General features: G+C 42.1%; 16 protein-coding genes. 5 read left to right on the top strand and 11 right to left on the bottom strand.

What is annotated here, in order from left to right:
• Nucleotides 1–4: 4 nt before the first annotated feature.
• The 3 genes from QSJ37_RS02070 to QSJ37_RS02060 form a co-directional block, all read right to left on the bottom strand.
• On the bottom strand, nt 5–499 hold the full coding sequence (locus QSJ37_RS02070) for a 4Fe-4S dicluster domain-containing protein (RefSeq protein ID WP_285753293.1): 495 nt from the start codon (nt 497–499) through the stop codon (nt 5–7).
• Nucleotides 499–2,421, bottom strand: coding sequence for an anaerobic carbon-monoxide dehydrogenase catalytic subunit (gene cooS, locus QSJ37_RS02065; protein ID WP_285753291.1), 1,923 nt, complete (start codon nt 2,419–2,421; stop codon nt 499–501). Before cooS ends, QSJ37_RS02070 begins: the two co-directional genes overlap by 1 nt.
• Before the next feature lie 76 nt (nt 2,422–2,497).
• Nucleotides 2,498–3,247 (bottom strand): ATP-binding protein, encoded by a 750-nt coding sequence (locus tag QSJ37_RS02060; protein ID WP_285753289.1) that lies wholly within the window; start codon nt 3,245–3,247, stop codon nt 2,498–2,500.
• A gap of 626 nt (nt 3,248–3,873) precedes the next feature.
• Between QSJ37_RS02060 and QSJ37_RS02055 the strand changes: the two genes are divergently transcribed.
• Entirely contained in the window at nt 3,874–4,089 is a 216-nt protein-coding gene (locus QSJ37_RS02055) for a hypothetical protein (RefSeq protein WP_285753287.1), read from the top strand.
• A 21-nt stretch (nt 4,090–4,110) separates the two neighbouring features.
• Here QSJ37_RS02055 and QSJ37_RS02050 read toward each other — a convergent pair whose 3' ends face one another.
• Nucleotides 4,111–4,719 (bottom strand): NAD(P)H oxidoreductase, encoded by a 609-nt coding sequence (locus QSJ37_RS02050; protein WP_205423686.1) that lies wholly within the window; start codon nt 4,717–4,719, stop codon nt 4,111–4,113.
• A gap of 232 nt (nt 4,720–4,951) precedes the next feature.
• Here QSJ37_RS02050 and QSJ37_RS02045 point away from each other — a divergent pair, with 232 nt between their 5' ends.
• Nucleotides 4,952–5,527, top strand: a complete 576-nt coding sequence (locus QSJ37_RS02045; RefSeq protein WP_352177022.1) for a beta-class carbonic anhydrase — start codon at nt 4,952–4,954, stop codon at nt 5,525–5,527.
• A gap of 149 nt (nt 5,528–5,676) precedes the next feature.
• Here the strand turns inward: QSJ37_RS02045 and QSJ37_RS02040 are convergent, their stop codons facing one another.
• The 3 genes from QSJ37_RS02040 to QSJ37_RS02030 all read right to left on the bottom strand — a co-directional run bounded on the left by QSJ37_RS02040 (nt 5,677) and on the right by QSJ37_RS02030 (nt 7,830).
• Complete coding sequence (locus QSJ37_RS02040; RefSeq protein ID WP_285753284.1) at nt 5,677–7,158, bottom strand: PH domain-containing protein; 1,482 nt, start codon at nt 7,156–7,158, stop codon at nt 5,677–5,679.
• On the bottom strand, nt 7,151–7,630 hold the full coding sequence (locus QSJ37_RS02035; protein ID WP_285753282.1) for a PH domain-containing protein: 480 nt from the start codon (nt 7,628–7,630) through the stop codon (nt 7,151–7,153). Before QSJ37_RS02035 ends, QSJ37_RS02040 begins: the two co-directional genes overlap by 8 nt.
• A 77-nt stretch (nt 7,631–7,707) precedes the next feature.
• Nucleotides 7,708–7,830 (bottom strand): hypothetical protein, encoded by a 123-nt coding sequence (locus tag QSJ37_RS02030; protein ID WP_285753280.1) that lies wholly within the window; start codon nt 7,828–7,830, stop codon nt 7,708–7,710.
• A gap of 153 nt (nt 7,831–7,983) precedes the next feature.
• On the opposite strand from QSJ37_RS02030, the gene speD reads away from it, so the two are divergent.
• The 3 genes from speD to QSJ37_RS02015 all read left to right on the top strand — a co-directional run bounded on the left by speD (nt 7,984) and on the right by QSJ37_RS02015 (nt 9,983).
• Nucleotides 7,984–8,418 (top strand): adenosylmethionine decarboxylase, encoded by a 435-nt coding sequence (gene speD, locus QSJ37_RS02025; RefSeq protein ID WP_285753278.1) that lies wholly within the window; start codon nt 7,984–7,986, stop codon nt 8,416–8,418.
• A 6-nt stretch (nt 8,419–8,424) separates the two neighbouring features.
• Entirely contained in the window at nt 8,425–9,417 is a 993-nt protein-coding gene (locus QSJ37_RS02020) for a spermine/spermidine synthase domain-containing protein (protein WP_285753276.1), read from the top strand.
• A gap of 410 nt (nt 9,418–9,827) precedes the next feature.
• Nucleotides 9,828–9,983, top strand: coding sequence for a YjcZ family sporulation protein (locus QSJ37_RS02015; protein ID WP_285753274.1), 156 nt, complete (start codon nt 9,828–9,830; stop codon nt 9,981–9,983).
• A 114-nt stretch (nt 9,984–10,097) separates the two neighbouring features.
• On the opposite strand, the gene QSJ37_RS02010 is transcribed toward QSJ37_RS02015, so the two are convergent.
• The 4 genes from QSJ37_RS02010 to QSJ37_RS18020 form a co-directional block, all read right to left on the bottom strand.
• Nucleotides 10,098–10,340 (bottom strand): hypothetical protein, encoded by a 243-nt coding sequence (locus QSJ37_RS02010; protein WP_285753272.1) that lies wholly within the window; start codon nt 10,338–10,340, stop codon nt 10,098–10,100.
• A gap of 79 nt (nt 10,341–10,419) precedes the next feature.
• Entirely contained in the window at nt 10,420–10,602 is a 183-nt protein-coding gene (locus QSJ37_RS02005; protein ID WP_285753271.1) for a DUF4083 family protein, read from the bottom strand.
• A 23-nt stretch (nt 10,603–10,625) separates the two neighbouring features.
• On the bottom strand, nt 10,626–10,952 hold the full coding sequence (locus tag QSJ37_RS02000) for a YnfA family protein (protein WP_285754724.1): 327 nt from the start codon (nt 10,950–10,952) through the stop codon (nt 10,626–10,628).
• Nucleotides 10,953–11,157: 205 nt separating this feature from the next.
• Nucleotides 11,158–11,382, bottom strand: coding sequence for a YiaA/YiaB family inner membrane protein (locus QSJ37_RS18020; protein ID WP_483313571.1), 225 nt, complete (start codon nt 11,380–11,382; stop codon nt 11,158–11,160).

The raw sequence follows: 11,382 nt of genomic DNA, 5'->3' as shown, positions 1-11,382 counted from the left end.
ACCACTATTTTAATAACGATGCAACGGCCTCCTTGCGTCGTTCTGCCTCGAACTCCTCCACGGTCATGTAAACCAGAGCTCCGGTTGGGCAGGACCGAACGCAGGCAGGTATCCCCTCTTCATTCAGGCACGCACGATCGCATTTCACGACTTTGCCCTCATACTCATTGCGGCCGATCGCACCGAATGGACAAGCCAAAGCACACATCCAGCAACCAATACATTGTTGCAAGTTACAGACATTTATGGTATCATCCCTTTGGTACATCGCTCCTGTTGGGCAGACGGCCACGCATGGCGCATCTTCGCACTGCCTACAGACTGTTGGAATCTTCTTATCGTCCATCTGTTCTACCCAGAGGTATTTTTGTGGTCTTTCACCTCTTAGAAGAGCTCCAAACAGATCTTGGTCAGAAGTATGGGCCACGGCGCACGCCAGCTCACAGGAGTGGCAACCTACACACCGTTCATAACGAATGAAAATTTCTTTCCGTTTCATCACCGTCCACCCCCGGGAACATTAAGGCCGAGATCAGCCCTGCGCTCATCGATGGCTGCAAGAAGTTTTTCGGCCGCGGAAGCAGGATCGGATTCTACGATGAAGTATCCACCGGTATAATCCCGGACTTTTTCTGTCAGCAATTTGGTGACGAAAGGACTGCCTGTGACCGGTATATTGATTCCTACATGGGTCGGCAAACCTAGTGCCACGGCATAATGACCGATGGTCACTGCTTTTTCCGCCATTGCTTCGGCAGCAGAGGCGACAAGCGGTAGTTGATCAATATCCACACCTAATCGGTTTGCAATCTCTACGGCTAGGGCCACTCCCCGTGAGCAGTCCACACAAGAACCTACATGTAAAACTGGTGGCAACGGTTCACCCAAGCCGTTAGCCTCGCCGATGGCTGTCAGTACTGCCTTCAGACCTTCACCGCAGAACTCATCTACGTTTGCCGGATCCATTAATCCGTGACGCATGAGAGCCCCTGCTCCACAACCAGTGGCCATTAGCAACACGTTCTCTTTTAGAAGTCGACGAGCTATAGCAATAAAGTTCTGATCTTGTGGGATCTTGACGTTGTTGCACCCGACAAAGAGACAGAATCCGCGAATATTTCCAGCGGCGATGTTGTCGATCAACGGCTTCAAAGGATCTTTGGCATTCAGCTTGGCCAGAGCATTTATGATCGCTTCTACGGAGAAACCAGCCACTACTCTGGACTTATGTTGCGGTATATCCACCGGTTTTCCTTTGCGATGGGTGAAGTTCTCAATGGCAATACGGATAATCTCCTTAGCGTTCTCTACGGCCGTCTCTTCCGTGAAGTTTACGTGGATGGCACCAGGGATTTTAGTGACATCTGTGGTAGTGATGAGCTTGGTTCCCATGCATTCTGCCACCGTAGCCAACGCAGGCACGATGCACTGATAATCGACTACCACAGCATCGACCGCACCGGTGATCAAGGCCATTTCTTGGCTCACCGAATAGGTGCAGGCTGGAATGCCGTGACGCATCATCACTTCGTTACCAGTACAGCAGATTCCTACTACGTTCACACCAGTAGCGCCTGCTGCTTTGGCCTCATCTTCCATCTCCCGTGCCACATGAACGATCACATCGGAAAGGACCGGATTGTGGCCGTGCACTGCCAAATTAACGGCATCGGCTTTCAACACCCCTAGATTTGCCTCAGTTGCCACAGGTTGCGGAGTACCAAAGAGAATGTCGGAAATGTCGGTACCAATGTAGGAGCCAGCCATATCCGCCATAGCGCACCGCAGTCCGGCCCAAATGAGGTTCGTCGGGTCGGCATCCGCACCGTAGTGAGTTCTGTGCATGATGTCGGCAATTTCGTAGTCAATTCCTTTAGGCATTAAGTTTTGTTCTGAAAGGACTTTCGCACGATTTTCAGTCAACGTCTTAGCCGCCCACGAGACCGCCTCTTTCTCATTGAAATCTGATAACGCTGCCTTCGCTACGTCCAAGGCTATCTCGTCGTCACTTCTGTTCTTGGTAGGAATGCCTTGACGCTCAGCAACCTTACGCAATTTGTCTCTATCCTTGATGGTATAGTCCGGTGCTTTACCCTCTGCTGCCTTCTTCAGAGTGTGCGCCAAGTGTCTAGCATGACCTGAATGCCCCGCCGTCCCGGATGCGATGGCGCGATCGATGCCACGGGCGGCGATGACGTCGGCGGTCGCACCACAGATTCCTACCTTTGGTTCACCGCCAAAAGGATCGATACGGCATGGACCTTGCAGGCAGTGTCGACAGCACAGACCAGTTTCTCCAAAGCCGCATTGCGGGAGCATGGCTTGGTAGCGGTCCCAAATTGTTTCTATTCCCTTTTGTTTGGCTTTCTCGACCATCTCGCAAACCGCAGGGTCGAGAGAAAAATTGCACGTTTTTACCATAAATTTCATTCCCCCTTAAATTTTTTAGTGTATATCTAAGGAGAACTCAGTTCTCCTGTAGACGGTATGAAAGCGCTTAATTATTAAGTACTCTAGTAGATAGCTCAGCAATACCTTCAGCGGTAAAAGATTGCTCCTCGGTAAAACCGGCAGCTTGGTCCAAAATTTCTGTTTGAAAAGGGATTAGGCCAATAACATCATCTGGCGGCAGATGATTGAGAATAAATTCTTCATCTTTGGGGCGACGCAATTTATTGCCCACAAATTTTATTTTCTTCACACCGATATCCGAAGCCAATTTTTGAACGACCAAAGCTGTCTGGACGCTGACTAAAGTAGGCTCGGTGACAATCAGCATCAGATCCACTCCGCGAGCCGTCCCTCGGGTCAAGTGTTCAATTCCCGCGCTCATATCCAAAACCACCATTTCTTGGCGTTTCAAGATGAGGGAATTAATTATGGCATTCAAGACAGTATTTTCCCGACAATAACACGCAGAACCTCCGGGCTTAATGGCCCCCATTTTCAAAAAATTGATGTTTCCACTTTTGATGGTATAATCCTGCAACAAGCTATCTACTTCCGGATTCAAAGAAAAGTAGGCGCCGCTGCCGCCTGTGCGTTCTGCAATCACCTCACGCATGTCGACAATGGGCTTCAAGTTGCCGATTTGTTCCTCAGGAAGACCCAAGGTCATTCCCAAGCTGGTATCGGGATCAGCGTCGACAGCATACACTTGGTAACCTTGAGAAGCAAAATTCTTGATCAAATTAGCAGCGATAGTGGTTTTGCCGACACCACCCTTCCCAGAAATAGCTAATTTCATTTGAACGCCTCCTTTGTTCATCCTTTTTGTGGTATTTGTGAAATATATCACAAATACCACGACAATTTTTTCTTAAATTAGAAGCATACTACATTTTAGTTAAATAAATCTATGAAATTACTTACACCATAAATATACAATATTCTCGTTAAATTCAATTCGTGAAAACGTGAACATTATATGAAAAATTGAGAAAATTATACTATATCAATGTGTGAAAACATTCGCACTATACCGATATGTGAAAACATTGCCCTTCTCTTCTCGTACGCAGAGTTTCAGGAGGAGGGGGCTGACTATGATTGATCATCTTCTTCATAAAGATTTCTAGCAGATATTTCTTGGCAAGAAAGCTAGAATTCCTCTTGCCTCTTGTACTCGAACTTCTTTCATCATTAACGCTTCTAAAATGTATTGGCGCTTTTATTGTTGCAACAATTGTCTCATGATTTGCGGATTGATTTCAGTTATTTTTGCGGTATAGTTGCAATATTGAGTATCTACTAATCCTCCTTTTTATTTTTAACAATTATTTAACATGAAAAGTCTTTCTTATATTAAAAAATAATTATATGTTAGTGGTAAAAGAGAACGATGCGTAAAAAATGAAAGAGGGATGGGAAGCAATGGACAAAATAGAGGCATTGCGAAAATCGCAATGCCTCTGCTTATGCAGCAGTGAAACAGAAAATGAATCGTTTTCGTCGATTATAAGCAACAAGCTTTTTACTTCCGCCGCACTGTGGACATGCAAACTTTACAGAAAGCTTCCATACAATGAAGCCGACGATGATCTCCATCATAATAAGCAGGAAAAAGAAAATAAACAGGAAAACTTATAGCGGAATCACCATGTACCATAATTATTTTTCCGTTAGTGAATGGCTATATGTACTCCCTAGCTCATACGCTCGATTGAAAAGACTTTCGTAATGTTTGTTGACTTCCTCTTCGTTTTCGATATCTTCCGCTAACGTATTATACAAAAATGCCACTTCCGACTGAGGAATACCTGTATAGCCGGCTAAACCAACATTCAAATAATGGGAAATCATCGTATCGAAATTTCTCTTTTTAAGACTTTCCTCTGTCTCCCCGACAAGCGGAATCCACAATACCTTTTTGTGTGGGAGACGCGCGCCCCCATAAGCAAAACCATAGTTCCATACCCGGTCTATATATCCTTTTACCATCGCCGGTAATGAATACCACCATAATGGGAAGATGAAGGCTAGTCCATCGTTTCTTTTCAATCTTTCCATTTCTGCGTGAACACGTGGAGAATATGTTTTATTAGGATTGTCCCAATCAGGTTCATCTTGTTCGTATAACAGCGGATTAAATTCTTCACCGTACAAATCAGCGATTTCCGCTTCATGCCCAGCATCTTTTAAGCCTTGAATGAAACGTTCGGCAATCGCAAAAGTAAGGGATTCTCTTCTAGGATGTGAGACAACGGTTAGCACTTTCATATAACCAGCTCCTAAATAGACTCTTTTGATGAACATCTTTAAATTACAATGATCTTTATTTATTATCAAACAATAAGCTCAAATTTATAAATCCATTTTAACTTCAATAATGGATTCACTCGGAGGGAAATATAAAGAGAAATAGGAAATACGTGCAAGAATTAATTGACGATAGGATAACCACGTACTATAATCATAGTAAACATATATGATTTATAAAAATTAATTTAAGATTTTAAAGGAAGTATTGGCCGCGAATGAGGAATATGCCGCTAATTTCGGGGACAAAGCGAATCTAGCGATGCCGCCGAAGCGTCGATTTGCGATTCTGACCTGCATGGACGCGCGCCTCGACCCTGCCAAGTTTGCCGGACTTGCCGAAGGCGATGCTCATGTGATCCGAAACGCTGGAGGCCGGGCAAGTGACGATGCGATTCGTTCTCTCGTAATCTCGTACAAGCTGTTGGGAACACGCGAATGGTTCGTGATTCATCATACCGATTGCGGTATGGAGACATTTACCAATGACACTATCCGCAATTTGCTTGCCAACAGTCTAGAGCCAGCTGAGTTCGATGGGGAAAATTGGCGTGACGTAGGAAAAGGACCTGGTTCCAGAGCGGGAGAATACATCGAATTCTTAACGATCAGCAATCTTGAACAAAGTGTTATCGACGATGTTGAACGCATTCGTTCCCACCCTCTTGTTCCGGGCTACATTACGATCTACGGTTTTATTTACGACGTGAAAAGCGGTCGTCTGATTGAAGTACCTGAAGCCAGCCGCATTGGCCGCGCAACCATCTGATCATCCGTTCTTTTGCGATTCGCAATCGGTATTAAATGTTGGAATCGTTCACCATAACGTCTTCAATAGTGATAAAAAAGCGAAATTTCCTGTTTAGTCAACGTTGTTAAACAGGAAATTTCGCTTGCCGTCTCATCTTAAGAAAAACTTTATTCCCCTTTTGTACGTTTAAACCACGTATAAATTGTTTGTAAATCTTCTTTATCAAGATCTACCACTTCCCCTTGAGCACCGCCAATTCCCGACATGACCGTTGCCGAAATGGTTCCTAGATCTCTCCTTTGCTGAAACCAATTATAAGAAAATTCCATGGATTGAATCCGATTTTTTAACATATATACGGTTCTGACATTCAAAAAGCGGCTTCTTAGCGCAAGCTGGTGATTCGAAATCGACCAACCGGCAAACCGATAACTGAGATAGCCAAAATAAGAAGCCATTGGCAGTAATAGCAAAAGCAATAATCCCCACGGACGCAGCCAATAGGCTACTATGCAAACCGGTAAAAGCAAAAAGTATAAAGGACGGACCATGTAGCGGATGCGCGCCCGCTTTGGCGGTGCAATGAATTCATGATTTAAGCTATAATCCGGAAGACAAGATAGAATAACGGGAGCGATCCGCTCTTTTTCGATTAAAGGACAAAGGACAATGCTATCGGGGGCGCCTTCATTGAAAGCTCCTCCTGCATGAATGATATAAACGGAAGCATACCCAAACCACCGTCGGATAATGTTTTCCTTTACCACAATGCCTTGCACCCGCTCTATCGGGATCACAATCTTTTTCCTTTCAAGGAGCCCTCTTGAGATAATGATGTTCTCCCCTGCTTTTTCCACCGTAAAAAATGCGTATCTCATCATATTTTGAATGATGGAGAGAATATAGGCAGCAATCAAAATCAATATGATGGTCACCACGGTATAAAACACGCCATGCGCAATAAATTTTTGCGCATCTTTATATAACTTCTCATAAGGAATGATGTCGTCAAATTGCAAGACAAAAATGACGATGGCGGAAATAACGCCAAATGTTCCTCCGCTAGTCACGGCTACTTGGAAAATTTCCCAAAAACTCATCGAAAAGATAATGTTTTTCGCTTTTTGTTCCAACTCTTGATCATTTTGTGCAAAAGACGTTGTGCTTTCATCTTGCGGCAGAATGTTCTCGATTGCTCCTGCTTTTTCTTTTGATTTTTGAATCAAGCATTGAAGCTGTTTCGCTTCTTCCCTTGTCACGGCTGTTAACACAGCCTCCGCTTCTCCCAACTGATTGCCAGCTGTTTCTACATTTACTTTTACAACGCCAAACATTCTTTGCAGAAAGCCTTGTGATATGGAGATGCCTTGAATGCGTTCAAAAGGAATGTATCGTTTTTTTCTTACAAAAACACCATATTCGATTCGCAATTCCCCTTCTTCCAAACGATAGGTAAAACGAATCCATGAAACAATTCCAATGACAATCGTATAAATGATAATAGCAAACGGCACGGCGATATCCCACATGGAAGAAATCGTTTTATTCCCGACAATGATAACAAGAATAATCGGTAAAATCGCGTCTTTCAATTGTTTTAAGATATTGGCTACAACGGAAATGGGGTGCAGTCGTTTTTTCTTAGACATCTTCATCCGCCACCCTCGCCAATCTGGAAATAGAATAACGCAACTCTTCCGCTTCCTCCTCATCAAGTGCCGGAATTTCATGCACCGTTGCGGCAGTGGAAATAGTGACGGATGCCAGTCTGTATTTTTTTAATAATGGCCCTTGACTTGAATCAACATGCTGGACCCGAATCATTGGAATCAATGTACGTTTCACGACAAACAGTCCTTTTTGAATCTCGATTTCCTGTTCACGCACTTCATAACGCCATCTCCGCCAACGCAATGCGGGAATAAAGAAGATAAAAAAATAGCCTTCTCCAATCAATATAATAATCAGCATCGGAATAATCCATTTCGGTCCGTCAAAAACGATAATAAGGATAATGATAGCCGCAAAGACGATAAAAGAAACGGTCAATCCGATCATGCCGTATATCCGCCATACCGATAGCGCTCGTTCGGAGATTCTTTTTCTAGGCTCTCCATCCATGATTTATCCCCCCGTAAACAAAGGCAATGAATCTATGCAATTCTTATACGTATTCATTATACATAAAGTTTCCAAATTTAACTATTCACATTTAGAAAGTTTCCGATATACACATCGAAGCGGATTGCTTCAAACACATCGACAAACTGTTTTGTCGTTTTATGCAGGCCATCCCATTCGATAAACACGTATTGTTTCACTCGCTCATACTCTTAAGAGGTGTTGATGCTAACTGAAGATGAATGAGTGCCCAGCATATTAGAATGTTTATGTGTCCGCTTTTTCAGCAATTAACCAATTTATAAATAATAAAGACAATCATACAAGATTTTTTTTAAAAATCCCATAGGATAATGCAAGAGGATATAGAAGGGAATGATGATTTGGTGAACGTGGAAGGAAAACATGTGATCATTGATGCATTTGAATGCGATTCTTCTCTTTTAAATAACGTGGCACATTTAGAACAGTTGCTTACAACAGCTGCACAAAATGCAGGCATGGAAATTTTATATTCCTATTTCTACCAATTTAATCCACAAGGAATAACTGGAATGTTTATTTTATCCACTTCGCATATATCCATTCATACATGGCCTGAAGAAGGATATGCATCGTTGGACTTTTATACGTGCGGGGAACAAGACCCAATGGACCAAGTTGAATCTCTATTAAAAGGGCTTTCTTCAAAAAGAGCGATGATTTACTCCATTTCTCGTGGGGCTAAACAGCTTCAACTAATTTCGAGCAAAGAAATGACACTTTTTGATCCTTCGAAAGGAGGATAGCTTCACATGAACTTAAGAAAACAAAAGACAAAACCTTGGTTTTCTCCGGAATATGAACGCCGGTTACATTCCTCTTCCGCTTCTTTAACACCGCGAGTAGACAGTAGTATTGGGATTGTTCGCGGAGACAAATGGGACCAAATCGGATTGCAAGAGCTTTTAAACGTCAAGCATAGAAGTTTATTTAATGAAAAAAGCGCGTTTCAAAACATCCAGATTATTGAAGCAACCGATTTAAGAATGTATTTAGACGAGCAATTGCAGTTTAGTTCCTTAGATGAACGAATTTACCATGAAGCGCTTGTACACCCCGCCTTCACTTTTGCTTCCAATCATGAACGAGTGCTTATTTTAGGCGGTGGGGACGGCCTGGCGTTAAGAGAAGTGCTCAAATACGACGATGTGAAACATGTTGACCTTGTTGATTTAGACCCGTTAGTATTGGATGCTGCTAAGAATTTCAGAAGCTTAGCAGCCCTTAATCAATACTCGCTCTATGATTCCCGTGTAACCGTTCATCCTCAAGATGCCGTAGACTTTCTCGCTTCTAATCGTTCTCCTTATCATATCATTATCGTCGATTTTCCTGATCCAACAGATCAAACGATTAGCGATCTTTATACAACTGAATTTTACTCCCTCCTAAAACGTTCTCTTGCTGATGACGGAGTGTTTGTTTGTCAATCCAATTCCCCAGAAGATACGCCAATTGTCTTTTGGAGCATCGGAAAAACGATTGAAAGCGCAGGATTTGAAACGCTTAGCTACCACACGATTATTCCGTCTTTTGGAGATTGGGGGTTTCATATAGGGGCAAAAAAACCCATCTCGTGGGGGAACAAGCGCGTTCAAGTGCCGTGCCGCACTTTGCCTGCTAATCTAAAAAAATTGTTCCATTTCCCTCATAAAATTTTATCGAAGAAAACCCTAGCTATTGTGAATTCAAAAAGGAACTCCATATTGCACAAAATATTTAAAAAGGAAAACTTATATGTGTGAGCAAAGTAAAGGTGATTTCCCATTTGCTCACACTAAAAAATAGTTGGCTCAAAGTATTTATACTTTTGGCCAACTATCTTTTTGTTCTCTTTCACTGATATTTTTAAATAGAAAATTCTGAATTGGTATGACAGTAATTTATGACGCAGATTTATCAATTTCTGTAAAAACGCCTAGCCCCTTTTGTATAGAAAATGGTGAATGAAAGCTGGGAGGTAAGCGGCAGGATAATGACGAGGCTTGGCATGTTGGATGGAATAATGAAGAATAATCTTCTTGTTCAACTAACGGAGCAGTATAATTCAACAACTAAATAATCAGCATTCACAGAAAATTATATTAAAGCCCAATCAAATTGATAAAAAGTCCCGTATTATAAACTGAAGGCAAATAAATGGAGGTGTAATTCAATGAGTGATGGAAGATATGCAGGTGCTGGATTTGCATTTTTCGTCGTTCTGTTCATCTTATTAATCATTGTTGGCTGTAGTTGTATGACCGGGGGCTTTGGTGGTTACGGGAGAGGATATGGCTTTGGTGGTTATGGACCAGGATTTGGATTCTAGTACTACCCCCTTCTTATAAGGATTTGAGAATTGCTAAAGTGCTTACTTCCCATTTGGCTGAACAAGATGCACAAAAAATAGCATTAAAAACGGCACCCATTTTGGATGCCGTTTTTATTTCTCATAAACTTTTACAAAAATACTTCCAAATAACTTGTTTCCAATATAAGCATCTAACTTCCACATTTCACTCTTTGGCAGTGACATATTTGATGGAACGTGATGATCTGCTCCGTTATTAGGACCACCCAAACTAAGACCTTCTAATACAGTTATTGGTTCCCCGCCGGTTTCGTGAGTGGCAATAACTCTCAGTCCCCCATTAAACTCTCTTTCATTTCCCCAAAAATGCCACATATATTTTTGTACCTTATTTGGATAAAACCTTATCCTGGTGTTCAGTCCAAAACAAGCGGTAGGTCTTCCTATAAGGGGACTACTTTCTCGAACGCTCTTTTTCCAACAGTTCAATAATCCGATCCAGTTTTTCTTGCAATTGTTTATTATTTCTTTCGTTTTTCGATACATAGCGAACAACCGACACCAATACGGCAATGAAGAAAATAATAATCAATATATTAACCAACTGAAACATTATATCTCCAATAGCAATGTTCATCCTCATTCCCTCCCCTTTGTCTGTTAATGCCGCGGCGCCCATAACATGACTGAAACGCCGATTAAACAAATAACCGCCCCAATCCAATCGTATGTATCAGGAGTTTTTTTATCGATTCCCCAACCCCATAATACCGATAAAACAATAAAAACTCCGCCATAAGCCGCATACACCCTTCCAAACGAAGGAAAGTGCTGAAACGTGGGGATGACACCGTACAAAATTAAGACAATGCTGCCGATGATTCCGTACCAAAACGATTTTCCCTCCCGCAGCCATAACCAAACAAGATAACCGCCGCCGATTTCCGCTAATCCGGCCAAGAAAAACAACAGAACCGTATAGATGATTAGGATCACCTCTTTTATATATGATGATTCTTTCCTATATCTTAATCTTATTCATTAGCAAATGGCAATCCTTGTTATCGAAAGCATAAAAAAATAACATGTCTTTTTTCCATGCTTCTTGTTTTTATCTTTGACTCCGAATCAGTCCCCTCCAAAAGAAAAACCACCTATTCGCTAGGAGGTTTTTGAAGCAATAAACGCTTCATTATTTTGATTCTTCTTTTTCAAACTTTTTTGGCATATGCTCCTTCTCATAAGCATCATCTTCTGCATTGTCTCTAATCGTTTTCTGAAGCACAAACGAAGACATGATTAAAAAGCAGGCGCATACCGCGTAATCAAAATTCCACTTCTTTACATGTTTAAATTTATATAAAACATGATTCGGTGTTATCGATGATTTCCCCTCCTTCAATCGTTTCCATTTCAT

This window comes from Parageobacillus sp. G301, from assembly GCF_030268025.1.
Lineage (GTDB): Bacteria > Bacillota > Bacilli > Bacillales > Anoxybacillaceae > Parageobacillus_B > Parageobacillus_B toebii.
The sequence above is the reverse complement of the archived record's forward strand: the minus strand, read 5'-3'. Positions and strand labels throughout refer to the sequence as shown.